Annotated in this window: 21 protein-coding genes and 1 pseudogene; 13 read left to right on the forward strand and 9 right to left on the reverse strand. The window is 61.9% G+C overall.

What is annotated here, in order from left to right:
* Window positions 1-470: pseudogene (locus AC2ETI_RS17755) on the reverse strand (hypothetical protein); the annotation flags it as partial.
* A gap of 178 nt (window positions 471-648) precedes the next feature.
* Here AC2ETI_RS17755 and AC2ETI_RS17760 point away from each other — a divergent pair.
* A complete protein-coding gene (locus tag AC2ETI_RS17760) occupies window positions 649-1,149 on the forward strand; it encodes an ImmA/IrrE family metallo-endopeptidase (protein ID WP_003946241.1) in 501 nt (166 codons plus the stop codon).
* Window positions 1,146-2,147, forward strand: coding sequence for a hypothetical protein (locus AC2ETI_RS17765; protein ID WP_092763132.1), 1,002 nt, complete (start codon window positions 1,146-1,148; stop codon window positions 2,145-2,147). The genes AC2ETI_RS17760 and AC2ETI_RS17765 overlap by 4 nt, the downstream gene beginning before the upstream one ends.
* 42 nt (window positions 2,148-2,189) lie before the next feature.
* On the opposite strand, the gene AC2ETI_RS17770 is transcribed toward AC2ETI_RS17765, so the two are convergent.
* Window positions 2,190-2,606, reverse strand: coding sequence for a helix-turn-helix domain-containing protein (locus AC2ETI_RS17770; RefSeq protein WP_003946231.1), 417 nt, complete (start codon window positions 2,604-2,606; stop codon window positions 2,190-2,192).
* Window positions 2,607-3,098: 492 nt separating this feature from the next.
* On the opposite strand from AC2ETI_RS17770, the gene AC2ETI_RS17775 reads away from it, so the two are divergent.
* From AC2ETI_RS17775 to AC2ETI_RS17785, 3 genes are all read left to right on the forward strand, one after another.
* Entirely contained in the window at window positions 3,099-3,242 is a 144-nt protein-coding gene (locus AC2ETI_RS17775) for a hypothetical protein (protein WP_162267916.1), read from the forward strand.
* A 142-nt stretch (window positions 3,243-3,384) separates the two neighbouring features.
* Entirely contained in the window at window positions 3,385-4,230 is an 846-nt protein-coding gene (locus tag AC2ETI_RS17780; protein ID WP_019744717.1) for an SDR family oxidoreductase, read from the forward strand.
* Between the two features lie 48 nt (window positions 4,231-4,278).
* A complete protein-coding gene (locus tag AC2ETI_RS17785) occupies window positions 4,279-4,761 on the forward strand; it encodes a DUF2505 domain-containing protein (protein WP_029255916.1) in 483 nt (160 codons plus the stop codon).
* Here AC2ETI_RS17785 and soxR read toward each other — a convergent pair.
* A complete protein-coding gene (gene soxR, locus AC2ETI_RS17790) occupies window positions 4,747-5,226 on the reverse strand; it encodes a redox-sensitive transcriptional activator SoxR (protein ID WP_019744715.1) in 480 nt (159 codons plus the stop codon). The genes AC2ETI_RS17785 and soxR overlap by 15 nt on opposite strands.
* A 5-nt stretch (window positions 5,227-5,231) precedes the next feature.
* The gene (locus AC2ETI_RS17795; RefSeq protein WP_483634175.1) at window positions 5,232-5,720 is read right to left on the reverse strand and encodes a heme-binding beta-barrel domain-containing protein; all 489 of its coding nucleotides are present in this window, start codon (window positions 5,718-5,720) and stop codon (window positions 5,232-5,234) included.
* A gap of 99 nt (window positions 5,721-5,819) precedes the next feature.
* Here AC2ETI_RS17795 and arcA point away from each other — a divergent pair, with 99 nt between their 5' ends.
* Entirely contained in the window at window positions 5,820-7,037 is a 1,218-nt protein-coding gene (arcA, locus tag AC2ETI_RS17800; RefSeq protein ID WP_019744713.1) for an arginine deiminase, read from the forward strand.
* A gap of 10 nt (window positions 7,038-7,047) precedes the next feature.
* On the opposite strand, the gene arsC is transcribed toward arcA, so the two are convergent.
* The gene (arsC, locus tag AC2ETI_RS17805; RefSeq protein ID WP_020970331.1) at window positions 7,048-7,401 is read right to left on the reverse strand and encodes an arsenate reductase (glutaredoxin); all 354 of its coding nucleotides are present in this window, start codon (window positions 7,399-7,401) and stop codon (window positions 7,048-7,050) included.
* Between the two features lie 94 nt (window positions 7,402-7,495).
* On the opposite strand from arsC, the gene AC2ETI_RS17810 reads away from it, so the two are divergent.
* From AC2ETI_RS17810 to AC2ETI_RS17825, 4 genes are all read left to right on the forward strand, one after another.
* Window positions 7,496-8,179, forward strand: coding sequence for an SDR family oxidoreductase (locus AC2ETI_RS17810; protein ID WP_020970330.1), 684 nt, complete (start codon window positions 7,496-7,498; stop codon window positions 8,177-8,179).
* 25 nt (window positions 8,180-8,204) lie between these two features.
* Window positions 8,205-8,564, forward strand: coding sequence for a GntR family transcriptional regulator (locus AC2ETI_RS17815; protein ID WP_020970329.1), 360 nt, complete (start codon window positions 8,205-8,207; stop codon window positions 8,562-8,564).
* A 48-nt stretch (window positions 8,565-8,612) separates the two neighbouring features.
* Window positions 8,613-9,044, forward strand: a complete 432-nt coding sequence (locus AC2ETI_RS17820) for a DoxX family protein (protein WP_020908616.1) — start codon at window positions 8,613-8,615, stop codon at window positions 9,042-9,044.
* Between the two features lie 84 nt (window positions 9,045-9,128).
* Window positions 9,129-10,763 carry a BCCT family transporter gene (locus tag AC2ETI_RS17825; protein WP_019744709.1) on the forward strand — a complete coding sequence of 545 codons (1,635 nt, stop codon included), beginning with the start codon at window positions 9,129-9,131 and terminating at the stop codon, window positions 10,761-10,763.
* 54 nt (window positions 10,764-10,817) lie between these two features.
* Here AC2ETI_RS17825 and AC2ETI_RS17830 read toward each other — a convergent pair whose 3' ends face one another.
* Entirely contained in the window at window positions 10,818-12,326 is a 1,509-nt protein-coding gene (locus AC2ETI_RS17830) for a dolichyl-phosphate-mannose--protein mannosyltransferase (RefSeq protein ID WP_019744708.1), read from the reverse strand.
* Window positions 12,327-12,400: 74 nt separating this feature from the next.
* Here AC2ETI_RS17830 and rsmI point away from each other — a divergent pair, with 74 nt between their 5' ends.
* Window positions 12,401-13,231 (forward strand): 16S rRNA (cytidine(1402)-2'-O)-methyltransferase, encoded by an 831-nt coding sequence (gene rsmI / locus AC2ETI_RS17835; protein ID WP_021332320.1) that lies wholly within the window; start codon window positions 12,401-12,403, stop codon window positions 13,229-13,231.
* On the opposite strand, the gene AC2ETI_RS17840 is transcribed toward rsmI, so the two are convergent.
* Window positions 13,228-14,475: a DUF2786 domain-containing protein gene (locus AC2ETI_RS17840; protein ID WP_202022975.1), complete on the reverse strand. Its 1,248-nt coding sequence runs from the start codon at window positions 14,473-14,475 to the stop codon at window positions 13,228-13,230. The two genes, rsmI and AC2ETI_RS17840, sit on opposite strands and share 4 nt — an antisense overlap.
* A gap of 81 nt (window positions 14,476-14,556) precedes the next feature.
* Window positions 14,557-16,155, reverse strand: a complete 1,599-nt coding sequence (metG, locus tag AC2ETI_RS17845; protein ID WP_483634176.1) for a methionine--tRNA ligase — start codon at window positions 16,153-16,155, stop codon at window positions 14,557-14,559.
* Between the two features lie 21 nt (window positions 16,156-16,176).
* Between metG and AC2ETI_RS17850 the strand changes: the two genes are divergently transcribed.
* Window positions 16,177-17,004 (forward strand): TatD family hydrolase, encoded by an 828-nt coding sequence (locus AC2ETI_RS17850; protein WP_317830639.1) that lies wholly within the window; start codon window positions 16,177-16,179, stop codon window positions 17,002-17,004.
* 77 nt (window positions 17,005-17,081) lie between these two features.
* Window positions 17,082-17,471, forward strand: coding sequence for a DUF6578 domain-containing protein (locus AC2ETI_RS17855; RefSeq protein ID WP_020970326.1), 390 nt, complete (start codon window positions 17,082-17,084; stop codon window positions 17,469-17,471).
* Between the two features lie 36 nt (window positions 17,472-17,507).
* On the opposite strand, the gene AC2ETI_RS17860 is transcribed toward AC2ETI_RS17855, so the two are convergent.
* Entirely contained in the window at window positions 17,508-18,254 is a 747-nt protein-coding gene (locus tag AC2ETI_RS17860; protein ID WP_020908610.1) for an amino acid ABC transporter ATP-binding protein, read from the reverse strand.
* Window positions 18,255-18,259: the final 5 nt, after the last annotated feature.

Below are 18,259 nucleotides of genomic sequence, written 5' to 3' on the forward strand. Positions count from 1 at the left end.
ACGACGACGACTGAGCCCACGACGACGACTGAGCCCACGACGACGACTGAGCCCACGACGACGACTGAGCCCACGACAACTGAGGCCTCGACCAACCCTTCGGCGTCGCAACGTCCGAGCAGCAGCGCTTCCCCTGCGACCAACGCAACTTCGCAGACTGAGAGTTCATCTAGCGAAGCAGCCTCCGAGACGACGCAGTCCCCTTCCGAGTCGCAGTCGAGTTCCGAGCCATCCTCGGAGGCCGCGGTTCCGCCGGCTGGACCGTCTGATCCGCAGGGGCCGTCAGCGGGCGGCGGAGCACGTGCACCCTCTGCCGGTGGACCGGCGAACGCTGCGCCGGGCGCAGTCGCAGCACCGTCCGCGCCCGAGGTTCTGGCCGCACCGGCACCCGTAGCTCCCCAGGTACCGTCGAACGCTCCGAACGTCGCGAGTCCCAGTGAGAACCCGCAGGCATTCCCGACGGCGTTCACTCAAGGCCTTCCGCCGATTCTCAACGCTGCCGCCGTCGCAGGCGGTGTGGGCGGAATGGCAGTCGTAGCGGCGGGTGCGGGAGCAATGACTTTCCGCGGAGCATCGTTGCAGAAGGCACGTTTGGCTGCCGCACGTGCCGAATTCCTGGCACCCGGATCACAGGGAGGTGCGTGAGTCGTGCCGGACAGACGTTCACATCGCCGCGTTCTGGCCGCGGTGGATGCCGTATGTGACGCAGCAGCGTCGTCGGAGGCTGTGTCACTGCTTACGGTGGTGCAGACAGTCGCCCGAGAGCGTGGGCGCCCGATCGAGATCGATCTGGAAACCCCGCTCGCCACCGGAGTGTGCGGTCAACGCCGGGCCTACGACGACCACGACGTCATCGTCTTGGCTCCCGGACTACCCAATGTCGAGCGGACTCTGGCACATGAGTTGGGGCACATAGTGTTTCGTCACGAAGGTGCCGAGATCGCCGAGGCGACGCTCGAGGTCAGTGACGATTTGATCGCCTACATGTTGAGTCAACGTTCTCTGCGGCGCAACGAACCCGTGCCGATGGATGACATCGCGGAGTGGGAAGCCGAGACGTTCGCGTCGATGTTGATCATGCGTCTGCGAACGATGAGTGGCCGTGGGACACCGCTGTCGGTGTTGCGGTACGACGAGGCGATCGGATGATCTTTTGGGCTGTGGCCCTTCTCGTCTGGGTTGCAGCCGGCGCGAGACTGGGTCGAGTTGTCGCGCGCACCGCGACGCCGTTGCGAATGTCGATGGTCTTCGCAGGCTTCTCGGTCGCATTGTCGTCGACGGTCATGGTGCCTGCGGTGTGGGACATCGTCGATCGAATTGCGCCGGAGCAACATGCCGCAGCGATGATCGTCATCGTCTTGTGGACCGCGTTGTCCGCGGCCAGCGCAGTCGGCGCCGTGTCTGCCTGGCCGGTGATGTCGCGTCCAGCCATGCGCGGTCTCGCCACGGTGCTGTACTCGGTGGGACTGCTGGTGGCGATCGCGGTTTTCTTCGGCTACCCAGCGCCGGCTCTGATCTTTATCATCGTCGCTCTGTCCCTTGTCATTTCGACGGGGCTACGGCACGTTGCCTGGGCGCCGTTGGGGCGCGGAATCGCATTGATCGTGACAGGTTCGTCGGTCTTGCTTGTCGTAGTCGTCGTGATGCTGGTCGAATCGATCGGTGGCACCAGCGCACTCGAATCGGATATCTGGACGGGCGCAGGGGTGTGGTTCATCGCTGCCTCGAGTGTTCTGATAGCGCTGGGCATCACGTGGGTGCTTCTCGAGACGTGGTTGCGCGCACGACGAGACTTGTATCGCCTACGGCGGATGCATGCGCTTCTGGTGAAGCGATTCCCCGAGGTTGTCGACGCGGACAGTGCCGGAAGTACGTCAGTACTCCGGGCATCGGACATGATCGCTCAGATCATGGATGCGATGTACATACAGTCCGGCGCCGGGATGTTCGACGTCGGTGGTCAGGAACCGCCCCGGGCAGTTACCGCCCATGCAGGAATACTTGCGGGGTGGATCGCGGATCCATTGGCCTCGGATGTGTTGGACACCAGATGGATTGCGCCGCCGGAGCGGATGTCGGCGCGCCGATGGGTCCTACTGTTGGCGAAGGAACTCGATGAAACGACAAAAGTAGGTCGACGTTCGTAGTCGACCTACTCCATGTCAATTCAGTGCTTCAGCACATTTGCATCAGCGTGACGCGTCGGGCGGAACCTCTGGCAAACCCTCACTCGCACGCAGCTTTTCAGCCATCGTGGTGAGCAGATTCTGCGATTCTTCCGACAGGTCGAATGCGCGGCTCGAGAGGCGGCGAAGGCCGTAACCTTGGAGCTGCGAGAGCAGTTCGAGGTCGTGATCGATCTTGGCAGCGTAGATGTCGTTGAAGAAGTAGTCGGGCTTCACCTTGAAGAACCGGGCGAACGCAGCGACTGTCTCGTCCGAGGGGTTGGTGCGCTGTCCCGAGCGGAGCTGCGAGATGTACGGCTTGGAGATCTGATGGCCGTCTTCGATGAGCGCTGCCGCAACCTCGGCGTTGGTGTGGGGTTTGCGCCCCGGAGGATGAACACTGTCGAACAGTTTGTTCAATCGTTCTGCAAAGTCAGCCATTGTGAACCGCCCCGTAATCCTCTCTAGCTAGCAATTGTCCGTTCAGTGAATCCTACGGTATCACGCGGATAACCGATCGGTAGCTCACCGTAGTCTGTTTAGTGGACCAGTTGTCAAATGTGTCCGAGATTCGATTCGTTCGGCCATTGAGTGCTCAGCTATGTCTCAGCGCACATTGAGTATCGGCCGCACGAAGATTGTGCAGCTACGGTCGCGCTATTCGAACCTTCCATTACTTGGTTAATGTGCCCAGTATCAAACCTTTTACCCGTTTTGGCGATATTAGCTAAGCGTTAGCCTGGTTTTTCATATGTGTTCCGAAAGGAAAACCGCAGTTCAGTGACGGTGTGGAGTGATGCGGTTGCAATTATGGCGACTGTTCGCGATGTTGCTCGAATCACTTCGGGGTTGAACCTTGAACGGTTTGCCGGAATGCAATCTGCGCTAGCTAAACCCCCTGCGTAGGTGCAGAATTGTGATATGAAACACACGATGAGCGATGACGAACTGCGCCGCGCGATCCGTGAAATCCAGGATCGAGCCCACGACGCACGCAAGCGTGGGGACGATGTAGCGGCGGAAGAACTCGACCGTACGGTCAGGGGCTATCAAGAGCAGATGGCTCAGCGTCTGTAGCTGACGGTGGGTTCGGCGACTGCCGCCGAGGTCGTGGGTTCTGGCATGCTCACGGCCGCAATGCGTGTTTCGGGGCGGCCGCACAACGCGTGCGTAGACTTTCCCGCATGTCCACAGTACGAGTGCGGGGGAGTGTCGATCCATGTCGGTAAGGTCGCTCGAGGGTAAGAAATGCCTGATCACCGGCGCTGGTAGTGGGATAGGACGCGCAACTGCACTGCGGGCATCCGAGGCCGGAGCCGAATTGTTTCTCACTGATATCAACGACCGTGGATTGCAAGAGACTGCCGCAATGGTTGGTGCCGGAGGCGGCACGGTCAGTTTGGCCAAGGCACTCGATATCTCGGATTACGACGAGGTTGTGAAATTCGGTACCGAGATTCACACTCAATTCTCTCCGATGGATGTCGTCATGAATATCGCCGGCATTTCAGCGTGGGGAACTATCGAGAACCTCGAGCATCGGCACTGGAAGTCGATGGTTGACGTCAACCTGATGGGACCGATCCATGTCATGGAGACGTTCGTTCCGCCCATGATTCGCGCCGGCAAGGGTGGGCACCTGGTCAATGTGTCTTCGGCCGCTGGGCTCTTGGCACTGCCGTGGCATGCCGCTTACAGTGCGAGCAAGTTCGGCCTTCGCGGGGTCTCCGAGGTGCTGCGATTCGATCTGAAGCGGCACGGAATCGGCGTCAGTCTGGTTGTGCCCGGTGGGGTGAAGACGCCTTTGGTGGGAACCGTGGAGATCGCGGGTATCGACCGGGATGACCCGCGGGTCAAAAAGCTCACGCATCGGTTCGAGAAGCGCGCGGTCTCCCCGGAGAAGGTGGCGTCGTGCATTCTGCGGGGAATCGAGAAGAACACGTACCTCGTGTATACGTCCAATGACATTCGATTCGGATACTGGTGGGCCCGCAAATTCGCCCCGCCTTACGAGTTCGTGATGCAAAAAGCGAACGACCAGTTCAGTAAATTGCTCAAGCGATGAGCATTAACTCCGACGGGACTTTTATCTAGTCGAATAGGGACCAAAGTCATGCCGAAGAGTTTTCACTTCGATATCGAATTCAAATATCCGATCGACGACGTGCATCGAACTTTGACAGACCCGAGTTATTGGAAAGTCCGACTCGGAGACCTTTATGCCACCTCGGACATCGAAGTTGGAGACGGATCGATCGAAGTATCCGTGTCCGAGGAAATCGACTCTGCCTCCCTCCCGACCCTGGTCGCCAAGGTTGCGCCGAGTCGACTGGGTCTGACACGGGTCGACCACTGGGGGCCTCTGTCTGACGGGAAGGCCGCAGGGTCGGTCACCGGGATCGCGCACGGACTGCCGATACGAATCGAGACGACGCTCGACCTCACCGCCGCCGAGTCCTGCACGCGACTGGTCGTCGACGGGACGGCCGAAGTGAAGATGCCGATTATCGGCGGCCAGATCGAGAAGTTGCTGAAGAAGACCGTCGAGGACTTGCTGGGGCGCGATCGGGACGCTGTCGAGTCATTTCTCGCCTGAGTCGGCGCCGAAATCCACCTCCAGAACGCGTGCACCTGGGCCGGCGGCAGCGAGTTGATCGTGAGGGTTTGCGAGGGCGCATCCTTCCAATGAGAGACACCCGCAACCTATGCAACCGGTGAGATTGTCGCGTAGTCGTTCCAGTTGCTCGATGCGGAGATCGAGGTGGCGCCGCCATCCGGTCGACAACCGTTCCCAATCTGCGCGGTTCGGGGTACGGCCTTCAGGAAGTGTGCCGAGGGCTTCCCGGATTTCCGACAGCGGAATGCCGACGCGTTGCGAGATTCTGATGAAGGCGACGCGTCGAAGCGTGTCTCGTTGGTATCGACGCTGGTTGCCGCTGGTCCGGCGACTGACGATGAGGCCTTCTCGTTCGTAGAAATGCAGGGCCGAGACGGCGACACCGCTGCGCTCGGAGAGCTGGCCGGGCGTAAGTTCCTTGGCTTTCCACGACGGCATCTCCATGGCGACTACCGGTCCGTCGCCCGGTGGAGGGTGGCGTGGAGATGATGCGTCAGCGGGGTGTCGCCGTGCGCCATCCACAAGTCGTAGGTCAGGGTCTCGCCTTGGACGCGCATGACTCGCCGGACGTCGTGAACCGGTTTTGCGTCGGGCGATGCTGCGAGCGTGAGACGGGTCAAGGCGAGAGTGCCTTCGGAGTCGACGGTGCCGCGATGGATCTCCACAAATCCGGTGGGCTGGCTGACCAGCAGTTCGAGCTCACCACCAGGTGTCGGGCGCAGGTATCCCGATTCCATGTGAAGTGGTCGGCCGTCGGGGAGCCCTCGAGTGCGCGACGAGTAGGTGACAAACGGTTTCGGTGTCGGAGCGAACTCGATCTCCTCGGAGTACTCGAAGTCGTCGATGGTGGGGAAATGTCCGGCTCCAGCGCCGACCCAGCGCCCGGTGAACCTGTCGATTCCGGCGCCGCCCAGCGCCGCCTGATCCGTGCTACTCATTGCGTGGTCCTCTCGCCTGCGTCGGATCAGACGTTACGCGGGAAGATATGGCAGCTGCTCATCCCTGCTGGGTGGGGCCTACGGGATTAGTGTTCACTCATGAACGCTTCTGGCTCCGTCCCCCTCGGTGTCGATTCCGAGGTGGGCCGATTGCGATCGGTCATTCTTCATCGTCCGGGCGACGAGTTGAAACGATTGACTCCGCGCAACAACGACGAGCTGCTGTTCGACGCGTTGCCGTGGGTGGACCGCGCGCAGGAAGAACACGATCAGTTTGCGACCGTCCTTCGTGAGCGCGGCGTCGAGGTACTGCTTTTGTCCGATCTCCTCACCGAGGCGCTCGAGGTCAGTGGCGCAGCGAGGATCCAGGGAATCGCGGCCGCCGTCGACGCACGCAAGATCGGCCACGCGCTCGGGCAACACCTGGCTGCGTACCTGCGAAAGGTAGAACCGAAGGAGCTGTCGTCGATCCTTACTGCCGGAATGACGTTCGACGAGCTGCCGATCGACGCCGGCTCGACCTCGTTGGTGCGCAGGATGCATCACGGCGGTGACTTCGTGATCGACCCGCTGCCCAACTTGCTCTTCACCCGCGATTCGTCGTTCTGGGTCGGGCCACGGGTCATCATCACGTCCTTGGCGTTGTCAGCGCGAGCTCGCGAATCCTCGATCACGGATCTGGTCTACGCGCATCACCCTCGATTCAAGGGAGTGCGCCGCGCGTACGAGTCGCACACGGCTCCTGTCGAGGGAGGTGACGTGCTGCTTCTCGCGCCTGGGGTGATCGCGATCGGTGTCGGTGAACGTACGTCACCCGCCGGCGCAGAAGCATTGGCGCGTAGCGTGTTCGACGACGGTCTCGCCCACACGGTGTTGGTTGTTCCGATCGAGCAACGCCGAGCGTCGATGCATCTCGACACGGTCTGCACCATGGTCGAGGCCGACGCGGTCGTCATGTATCCGGCCATTCAGGACACATTGGCAGCGTTCACCCTTCGCAAGGAAGACGACGGGGTGAGTATTCGCGGTGCGACGCCGTTCCTCGAAGCGGCAGCCGACGCCATGGGAATCGGAAAACTTCGAGTGATCGACACCGGACTCGACACGGTCACTGCCGAGCGTGAGCAATGGGACGACGGCAACAACACGTTGGCCGTCGAACCGGGCGTCGTCGTCGCTTACGAGCGCAACGTCGAAACGAATGCCAGGCTGGAGGCCTCGGGTATCGAGGTTTTGCGAATCGCGGGTTCCGAACTGGGCTCCGGTCGCGGTGGACCTCGCTGCATGTCCTGCCCGATCGCCCGCGATCCGCTGTGAGCGGTAGACGTCAGAGAATCTCTTCCACCTTGGCTGCCGGACGCGCGAGCACCGTGCCCTTGTCAGTGACGACGAATGGGCGTTCGATCAGAATTGGGTGCTCGATCATCGCGTCGAGGATCTCGGATTCGGAAGCGTCGGCGAGTCCGAGGTCCTTGTACTGCGTTTCGCGCTTGCGAACCGCTTGACTGGGCTCGAGGCCGGCGTCGGCGATGAGTTTTTCCAGCTCGGATCGGGTAGGCGGAGTATCGAGGTACTTGACGATGGTGGGTTCGATGCCGGCTTCCCGGATGAGCCCGAGAACGGTCCGCGAGGTGTTGCACCGTTGATTGTGGAAGATGGTTGCAGATGCCATGTTCGTCATTCTGCCTCTGCGTCCGAACTCGTGGGACAAACAGGGGAACAACGGGCCGCTCCGGAGTGCTGCACCTGAAGTACCGACGTGTGAGGAGAAAACGATGACGGAACATCGAAGTGTGGACGAACGACGCGTGGTCATTGCCGGTGGGCACGGCAAGATCGCGCAGCACCTGACGTACCTGCTGGCAGGACATGGTGATCGGCCGGTAGCGCTGATCCGCAACTCCGCGCACGAGGGTGCGGTCCGCACACTCGGCGCGTTCCCCGTGGTGATCGATCTGGAATCCTCCACGGTCGAGGAAGTTGCGAAGGTACTCGACGGTGCCGACGTCGCGGTCTTCGCCGCGGGCGCCGGACCTGGTAGCTCGATCGAGCGCAAGGACTCCGTCGACCGAGCTGCGGCGGTGCTGTTGGCCGATGCCGCCGAGAAAGCGGGAGTACGTCGGTTCATTCAGATCAGCGCCATGGGTGCTGGTGACGAAATACCGGAGAACACCGACGAGGTTTTTGCCGCCTACCTGCGGGCGAAGACGGCAGCGGAGGAAGACCTGAAGACAAGGTCTTCGCTGGATTGGACGATTCTTCGGCCAGGACTTCTGACGGACGACGACCCCACCGGTGAAGTATTGCTTGCGCAGCCGCCCGTCGATCGAGGCTCTGTGCCTCGAGCCGATGTCGCCGCGGTCGTCGAAGCGCTCATCGATGCGCCGTCCAGCGTCGGCAAGACATTGGTTCTGACCTCCGGCCCGCATACGATCCGCGAGGCGATCGAGGGCTTGTGACCGAGAAGATACGACGAGGGTGACGATGAAGATCGCAATCGAACACGATTCCTCCACAGCTCCGTACGACCAACTGCGGCAACAGATTATCGAGCAGGTTCACGGCGGCGGATTGATCGCGGGAACCAAGATCCCGACGGTGCGAGCGTTGGCCTCGGAGCTGGGATTGGCGGCCAACACCGTCGCGAAGGCTTATCGCGCGCTCAGCGATCAGGGCGTCATCGAAACGAGGGGAAAGCAAGGGACATTCATCGCTTCGGGGACCGATCCGGTGCAGGCGCAGGCCGAGCAGGCGGCGACCGCGTTTGCGCATAGGGTCCGCTCGCTCGGGTACTCCGACAGTGAGATCGTCGCCATGGTGGAGTCGGCATTGAGAGGTGCATGACACAATGTTTAAGTTGACGCTTCAACTTAAAGCTGTCAGTCTTGGCTCATGAATTCGTCGATTGCTCGTGACCTCGGACTCCTCATCGCCCGTGTCGGCCTCGGGATCATCTTCATCGCCCACGGTTGGCAGAAGTTCTTCACCTACAAGATCGCCGGAACGCAGGCCGCGTTTGAAGGGATGGGCGCCCCGCTCCCCAAGATTTCTGCGGTTGTGGCTGCATCCATCGAACTCGGCGGCGGAATCCTGCTCATCGCGGGTCTGTTGACCCCGCTCGTCGGCGCGCTGCTGTTCCTCGACATGGTTGGCGCGTTCTTCATCGTGCACGCGGACAAGGGTGTCTTCATCGACAACGGTGGCTACGAACTCGTCGTCGCACTCGGTGTCGGATCGCTCTTGATCGCTGTGATCGGCGCAGGACGCATCAGTATCGACGGATTGATCGGCAAGGGCAACGGTTGGGTTAAAACCCCAGCTTGATCGGGGTGAGAAGGCGGGTTCAACGGACGTTGAGCCCGCCTTCCGGCTTGCTTTTGGCCCATAAAGTGACGAACGTAGTCATCTATGGTGACGAAATCTGATCGATCCGAACAAGATTCCGGGGCCAACGAAGAGCGCCCGGAGACGGGCTTTACTCGAGTAGGCGTTCGGACCGACTACGTGGTGTTTTCCGTGGCGGCTGCCGCGGTGCTGGCTATTGTCGTGTGGGGCCTCGTAGCTCCCGACAACCTCGATTCGGTAACCGGAAGTGTTCTCGGCTGGTTGGTGACGAACATCGGCTGGCTCTTCGTACTCGCAGCTTCGGCTTTCGTGCTGTTTTCCATCTACCTCGCGGTCAGTCGATTCGGCGACATTCCGCTGGGCAAGGACGGTGAGAAGCCCGAGTTCCGAACCGTCAGCTGGATCGCGATGATGTTCAGCGCCGGCATGGGGATCGGCCTGATGTTCTTCGGTGTCGCGGAACCGCTTGCGCACTACGTGACTCCGCCTCCCGGCACCGACGGTGGCGTCGGAACTGCCATGGCCACCACCATGTTTCACTGGGGTCTTCATCCTTGGGCGATGTATGCCGTTGTGGGCCTTGCCATTGCATACGGGTCGTATCGCCGAGGACGCAAGCAACTGTTCAGTTCGGCCTTCATTCCGTTGCTCGGTCGCAAGGCCGAAGGGCCGATCGGCAAGGTCATCGACATCCTGGCGATCTTTGCCACACTTTTTGGTACCGCAGCATCTTTGGGGCTCGGCGCACTTCAGATCGGCTCCGGTTTCGAGGTAGTCGGCTGGATGGAAGAAGCCGGCGTTTTCCTGCTCGTGGCCATCGTTGCGGTGCTGACCCTGGCATTCGTCGCTTCGGCAGTTTCCGGTGTGGCCAAGGGAATTCAGTGGCTCTCCAACATCAACATGGTGCTCGCGCTGATCTTGGCCCTGTTCGTGTTCGTTCTCGGGCCGACCGTGCTGATTCTCAATCTGCTCCCGACGACCATTGGCGCATACGTTTCCGACCTCGCCCAGATGTCCGCCCGCACGGGTGCATCATCGAATCCTGAAACGGGCGCGTGGCTTTCGTCGTGGACGATCTTCTACTGGGCATGGTGGGTGTCTTGGACGCCGTTCGTCGGCATGTTCCTGGCACGCATCAGCCGCGGCCGCACGATCCGCCAGTTCATCGTCGGCGTCATCGCCGTTCCCACGACTGTCAGCTTGCTCTGGTTCGCGATCTTCGGCGGCGCGGGCATCGGCGAGGAACGTGACGGAATCGGCTTGTCCGGCCGAGGCTCGGAAGAGGCTCAACTGTTCGGCATGCTCGACAATCTGCCGTTGGCCGGAGTGACGACTGTCCTCGTCATGCTGCTCGTGGCAGTGTTCTTCGTTTCCGGCGCAGACGCTGCGTCGATGGTGATGGGGACGCTCTCGCAGCGCGGAACGCTCGAACCGAGTCGCTGGGTCGTGGTCTTCTGGGGCATGTTGACCGGTGGCGTCGCGGCGCTTCTGCTGTGGACCGGTGGCTCCGAAGCGCTCGACGGCTTGCAGACCATGACGATCATCGCTGCGGCGCCGTTCGTGCTGGTCATGATCGGACTGTGCTTCTCGCTGTACAAGGACCTTTCGCACGACCCGATCATCATTGCGGCGAAGGAGCAGAAACGTGCTCTCCTACGCCCGAGGCGGGGACGTCGCGTCGGTAAGCCGACAGAGTAATCGCGAAGCGAAGGAGGCACCGAACCAGGTTCGGTGCCTCCTTCGTCTGTCCCACTATTTCCAGCTAGGCAGCCACAGATGGTTCTGCCACGATTCCGGCGTGATCGGCATGGCGGTGAGTATCGGCCAGAGGTAGACGAAGTTGGCCACGACCAGACCGATGTACAGACTGACCGCAAGAAGTCCGGTGGTACGACGCTCGACGGACGCGCTCGCCTTGCCCAGAACATCGCCGAGGACCAGCGCAAATCCCATGACCATGAACGGGGCGAGTGCAACTGCGTAGAAGTAGTACATCTGGCGGTCGAGCGTCGCGAACCACGGAAGGTAAGCGGCGCCGTAGCCCGTCAGGACCACGGCGTATCGCCAGTCCCTGCGCACGAACGTCTGCCAGATCGCCCACGCCAACATCGGTAGTGCCAGCCACCACATCGCCGGTGTGCCGATCAGCATCACGGCCTTGACGCAGCTGGCGGCCCCGCAACCGGTGACCTGCTCGCCGTCGGCGTAGTAGTAGAGCATCGGTCGTAGCCCCATCGGCCACGTCCACGGTTTCGACTCCCACGGGTGGTGGTTTCCGGCGGAGTTGGTCAGACCGGCATGGAACTGGAGAACGTTTCCGCTGTAGTACCAGAGTGAACGCAGTGCGGAGGGAATGAAGCTCCACGTGCCGCCCTCACCGATCTCGTTACCGACGGCGTGACGGTCCACGCCGGTCTCGCTGGTGAACCAGGCCCAGTAGCTCGCGAGGTACACACCGAGCGGAATGACCACCAGCGCATACAGAGCTGGACCGATGTCGCGAACTGCGGTGCCGACCCAGGGGCGCTGCACGCGGTATGCGCGGCGCGCTGACAGGTCGAAGGCAACACTGAGCAATCCGAAGAACAGAATGAAGTACATGCCGGACCACTTGGTTCCGCATGCCAGACCGAGCAGGATGCCGGCGCCGAACCTCCACCACCGGAAACCCAGCCGTGGACCCCAGGCGGAATCGCCGATTCGACCTTCCTCGTACACCTTCGCCATTCGTTCGCGGACTTGATCGCGATCGACCACCAGACATCCGAGGGCGGCGAGGACGAAGAAGGCCAGGAAGATGTCAAGCATCCCCAGGCGTGAGGAGACGAAGGTGACGCCGTCCACGATGAGCAGGATTCCGGCAATCGCGCCGATCAGCGTGGACCGCGTCATGCGGCGGACGATCCGGATGATCAGTAGGACCATCAGCGTTCCGACCAGGGCTGACGAGAATCGCCACCCCCAACCGTTGTAACCGAAGAGTGCTTCGCCGATCGCGATCATCTGCTTACCGATCGGCGGGTGCACCACCAATCCGTAACCGGGATTGTCCTCGATGCCACCGCCGGTCAGAACTTGCCAGCCCTGCGGAACGTAGTGCTTCTCGTCGAATACAGGTGTGCCGGCGTCGGTCGGGTAGGCGAGCATCGTGAAGCGGGTGATCGCCGCGATGGCGGTGATGAAAGCGGTGACGATCCAGCCGCGCAATCTGTCGGTCGGGCCGAAATCAGGATCCGGTACCAGCGGGCCGGGACTACGCACTACCCGATCGCTCGTGGCGGGCGTTGGCCGCTCGTCCGTCTGCACAGTCACCTGGCAATCGTAGGCTGTCAGGTATGACTGGTCGTTTGGTACTCGCCGCAACACCCATGGGAGATGTCGGTGACGCATCCCCGCGTCTTCGGTCTGCTCTCGCAACCGCCGACGTCGTCGCTGCGGAGGACACACGACGCACCAAGTCTCTGGCGTCCGCGCTCGAGGTAACCATCACCGGGAAGATCGTCAGTTTCTACGATCAGGTCGAGATTTCGCGGCTGCCCGCGTTGGTCGCCGACGTGGCCGAAGGCAAGACCGTCCTGCTGGTCACCGATGCAGGCATGCCGTCGGTCAGTGACCCCGGATATCGCCTCGTTGCCGCCTGCGTAGCCGAGAACCTCGCCGTCACGTGTCTCCCGGGCCCGTCGGCGGTCACGACGGCGCTGGCACTCTCGGGTTTGCCGGTGGAGCGGTTCTGCTTCGACGGGTTCCCACCGCGAAAGCAGGGGCAGCGCAAGACCTGGCTTTCGGCCCTGGCAACCGAGCAGCGAGCGTGTGTGTTCTTCGAAGCACCCCATCGCCTTGCCGACTGCCTCGCAGATGCGGTGGAAGTTCTCGGGCCCGATCGCCGCGCGGCCGTGTGCCGGGAATTGACCAAGACCTACGAGGAAGTGAAGCGCGGCACTCTCGGAGAGTTAGCTACTTGGGCGGCCGAGGGCGTTCGCGGAGAGATCACGGTGGTGCTCGAAGGCGCAGTGCTGGTGGCATCTGATCCTGCCGATCTGGTCGACGAGGTGGAAAGGCTGGTTGAGGGGGGAGCACGATTGAAGGACGCGTGTGCTCTGGTCGCAACGGCCGGAGTCTCCAAGCGTGAGTTGTACGAGACGGTCCTGGCCGCTCGAAAGGACTAGCGGGAGCGGTTCACGGCGGGTGCGCCGGGACGCAGGTTGGCGTCGTCGGCTGCAGCCTGGCCGGCGTGCCAGCCTTCGGCGTCGACGGACCGTCCGCGAGTTTTGCGGGTTGTCGGGAACAATCGATCGAATTCGGCGTCGACGGCCTCGGAAGTGGTGGCCAGGATCGGCAGAAGATCCGCGACGTCCATCGATGCCGCGTCGGCCGCTTCGGCGGTGGCTTTGGTGCCGGCGTCTCGCAGACGGTGTCCGATGCGGCTGGCGAACCCGGCCAGGAATCCCTTGCGGAACGAGGTGGTGCGTGAGCCGCCACGATTGCTCGAGTCGGCGAATTGCATTGCACGGGTTGCCTGTACGAGCAAGGAAGTGAACAGCATGTCGACTTGCTGAAGGTCGACCGGAGTGCCGACGACGGTCGCGAGTGCGATGTCGCTGAACCAGACAGTCCTGACTCGATTCGATTCGCCGATCTCGGTCAGGAGGTGAACCTTTTCCTTCACGTACGGGTTCTCGATGTGAATGCGTCGGGCATTCACGGATGTGTCGGTGACCCCGGCGCGAGAGTGGAGCAGCGCGGAATCGATGGCGTACCGGGTCATCAACTCCTGAGCCTTCGCGGTGAAAATCTCGGCTTCTTCCGCGAAGTTGGTGGCTTCCGCTTTGGCGAGTAATCCACGAATTCGCTTGAGTACCTTGGCGTCGACCTCGGTATCGCCGACGCCGGCGTAGCTGGTGTCGGTCCGTTGCGACGGCCAGGTGGATGGTGGCGCGAGCAACACCGTCCACTGAGGTAGGCGCATCCACGATCGTGCGACGTCGACGATCTGCGAAACAAGGAAGTAGGGATCCTGGAACAGAAGGCCGGCCGCGAGGGAGCGAAAAACGTCGTCGTCCACGGTGATTCGAGAAGCGATGCGTCGAGACTTCGCATACTGCTCGCCGATCGTCTGCAACTGCCCCACCCATTCGAGCGGTGCGCGATCGGAGGCGCGCGACGCTTTCGCATCGAACAGGATGGTGGTGGCGGCGAGATCGGCGTCGGACGCTTCTTTGCTTCGACGCGCCAGATGAATCAGATCCGCCGGCTGCCATCCGCGGTCGTACGCTGCGGACAGTTCGGAAACGAGATCTCGCACCGCGGAAACGGATTGAGGGCTGACCTCCTGAGTGGACACCCGCGCTCCGTTCCATGGCAGTGTCTGCGCCGAAGCGCTGGTTCGAATGTATGTTCTATTCGTCGTCATGGCTGGAGTGTGCACGTGGGGTCCGACACATCCGCCTGTAACCGGATATCTCGGACCCCACGTGCGGCACTCTCGCTTAGCTCATTCCTCGACGAAGCGGGGGAAAACTGGCGCCGGAGCAGGCAGTTTCCGGTTGGCGTCGATGCGAACCGCGATGTCGGCGAACTGCCGGTTCTCTTCGCTCTGGCCGAGCAGATCGAGGATGCGTGACGCCGCGTCGGGCATCACCGGCTGAACGAGAAGCCCGACGATACGGACCACTTCGAGCGTCACGTACAGAACCGTCGCCATGCGTGCCGGATCGGTCTTACGCAGAACCCACGGTTCCTGCTTGGAGAAGTACCGGTTGGTCTCGCCGAGAACGCCCCAGATGGCTTCCAGTGCGAGATGCAGAGCCTGCGCGTCGAACTCGCTGCGGCACTTGGCAAGCAGGGCATCCGCCGATGCCAGCATCGCCAGGTCGTCCTCGGTGAACTCGCCGGGGGTGGGTACCTGGGCGTCGCAGTTCTTCGCGACCATCGTCAGCGAACGCTGCGCGAGATTGCCGAGTTCGTTCGAGAGATCAGCGTTCATGCGCGTCACGATCGCTTCGTGACTGTAGCTGCCGTCCTGACCGTACGAGATCTCGCGGAGCAAGAAGAAGCGGACCGCGTCGAGGCCGTACTGATCGACCATCGCGATTGGGTCGACGACGTTGCCGACGGACTTCGACATCTTCTCGCCCTTGTTGTACAAGAAGCCGTGGACGAACACCCGCTCCGGCAGTTCGATGCCGGCAGACATGAGGAATGCCGGCCAGTACACGGTGTGGAACCGCGTGATGTCCTTGCCGATGATGTGCAGGCTCGCGGGCCAGAACTTCTTGAACTCCTCCGAGTCGACGTTCGGGTATCCGACGCCCGTCAGGTAGTTGGTGAGGGCGTCTACCCAGACGTACATGACGTGGTCCGGGTCGCCCGGCACCTTGACGCCCCAGTCGAACGTGGTGCGCGAGATCGAGATGTCCTTGAGGCCGCCCTTGACGAAGCTGACGATCTCGTTGCGGCGAGTCGTGGGGGCGATGAATTCGGGGTGCTCTTCATACAGCGCGAGGAGACGCTCCCCGTACGCCGAGAGACGGAAGGTGTAGTTCGACTCCTCGGTCCACTCCACCGGGGTGCCGGTCTCGGTGGACTGACGGGTGCCGTCCTCCAGAAGCGTGGTCTCGGCTTCGGTGTAGAAGGCCTCGTCCCGAACCGAGTACCAACCCGAGTACGTGTCGAGGTAGATGTCGCCCGATGCGGCCATCTTCTCCCAGATCGCCTTGCTGGCGACCTGGTGATCAGCGTCCGTGGTGCGGATGAACCGGTCGTACGAGACGTTCAGGACTTTGTCGAGGTTCTGGAACACGTCGGAGTTGCGAGCCGCGAGTTCGCGTACGTCGATGCCCTCTTTGATCGCTGTCTGCTGCATCTTCAGACCGTGCTCGTCGGTACCGGTCATGAAGAACACTTCATGACCGTCCAAACGCTTGAAGCGGGCAAGCGCGTCCGAGGAGATGTACTCGTACGCGTGGCCGATGTGCGGAGCGCCGTTGGGATACGCGATCGCTGTCGTGATGTAGAACGGCGATCGTTCCGCGCCTTCCGGGGCGGCGGAGTCCGGGCGCGGGGTCTGGGAGGGTGAGGCAGGCACAGTCATGGTGGGCTTACTCTATCGGGCGTGAGCAAAGACCGTCCCGCCCCCGATGCCCCTGAGCCCTTGTCGCCTCTGATCGACGCCCATACGCACCTCGACGCGTGTGGCGCACACGACGCTGCGACCGTGGCCGAAATAGTCGATCGAGCCGAGGCCGTCGGCGTCGGACGGGTCGTCACGGTGGCCGACGACCTCGATGCTGCACGCTTTGCCGTCGACGCTGCGAACTGGGATTCGAGGGTTTACGCAGCCGTCGCAATCCATCCGACCAGGGCGAACGTCCTGGATGCCGACACCAGGGCCGAGATCGAACGGTTGGCGTCCAATCCGCGGGTCGTCGCGGTGGGGGAGACCGGGCTGGATCTCTACTGGCCAGGCAAGCTCGAAGGGTGCGCCACGATCGAGGAGCAGGTCGACGGTTTCCGGTGGCACATCGACCTCGCGAAGCGTCTCGGTAAGACGCTGATGATTCACAACCGCGAAGCCGACCAGGACTTGCTGCGGGTGCTGAACGAGGAAGGCGCGCCGGAGACAGTGGTGTTCCACTGCTTCTCCTCGGATTCGGAGATGGCGCGGGAGTGCATCGCCGCCGGGTACGTGTTGAGTTTTTCGGGAACCGTGAGTTTCAAGAATGCGAAGGCGCTGCGTGAGGCCGCGCTGTTGGTGCCGTCGGATCAGCTGATCGTCGAGACGGATGCGCCGTTCTTGACGCCGCACCCGTTCCGCGGTGCGCCTAACGAGTCGTACTGCCTGCCGTACACAGTGCGTGCACTCGCAGACATCCGCGGCGAGGATCCGCAGGCCCTGGCAGCGGCGTCCACGGCGACAGCGGAGCGCGTCTACAAGATCTGACGCTATTCTGGTTCGACAGGTAACTCCGCGCCCGGGATCGTCGTGTCCCGGTCCGTCTACTGCGCGGGGTATTTCAGATGAATGACTACAACGTGGTCACAGTCCGCATCGAAACGTGGGAATTCGAGTGCTGTGCACCGTTGCCGGTGGTCGGTGAAAAATCTTCGTGGGCTTTGCACCCGATACCTGACTCGTTGTGGTTCGACGGGTCGGTTCACGGAGGAATCTTTCCCGACGACGTGGAACCTACTGCCGGGATCGTTCTCTCGATCCGACTCGAGCGCGGCGAATTTGTCGAACAAGAACCCAGACACTGGGTGTTGGTACCTGGAAGCACCGATCACGTTCGAGTCGAGAAGGTCCCACCACATTTTCGCGGCATGTCGTCGCTGGTTGCCGGTCGGCGTGGCTGGATGGAGACGGCCGTTGTCGTCGAATTGGCCACCACCCGTGCGCCTTTCCGGTAGTCCCCACTACCAAAAAGGCGCACAGGGGGCTTGCCCCTACAGGACCTTCGCCAGGAAGTCCTGGGTGCGCTGCTGCTGGGGGTTGCCGAACAGATTCTCCGGCTTGCCTTCCTCGACGATGTATCCATCGGCCATGAAGATGACTCGATCGGAAACCTCACGGGCGAAGCCCATTTCGTGGGTTACGACGACCATGGTCATGCCCTGCTTTGCGAGGTCACGAAGCACCTGCAGAACCTCTCCCACCATCTCCGGGTCGAGGGCGCTGGTGGCCTCGTCGAAGAGCATGATGTCCGGGCTCATCGCCAGTGCGCGGGCAATGGCCACACGTTGCTTCTGCCCACCGGACAGGCTGGCGGGCTTGGCATCTGCCTTCTCCGCGAGACCGACCTGGCCCAGCAGTTTGACGGCGATCTCGCGAGCCTGATCCTTGGTCGATCGCCCGGTCTGCACCGGGGCGAGCATCACGTTTTCGACGACGCTCATGTGTGGGAACAGGTTGAAGTGCTGGAACACCATCCCGATGTGCTGGCGCACCTTGTCGATGTCGACGTCCTTGTTCGTGAGGTCGAACTGGTCGACGCGCACGGATCCGGCGGTGATGTCTTCGAGGCGGTTGAGGCAGCGCAGGAAGGTGGACTTACCCGAACCGGAAGGCCCGATGACGCAGACCACTTCACCGCTCTTGATGTCGACGTCGAGGCCTTTGAGGACCTCGTTGTCGCCGAACGACTTCTTCAGTCCCTTGACCGAAATCTTGACCTCGGTGTCGGACTTGCCCATGTTGA

The organism is Rhodococcus sp. MurmanLake-1 (genome assembly GCF_056945715.1).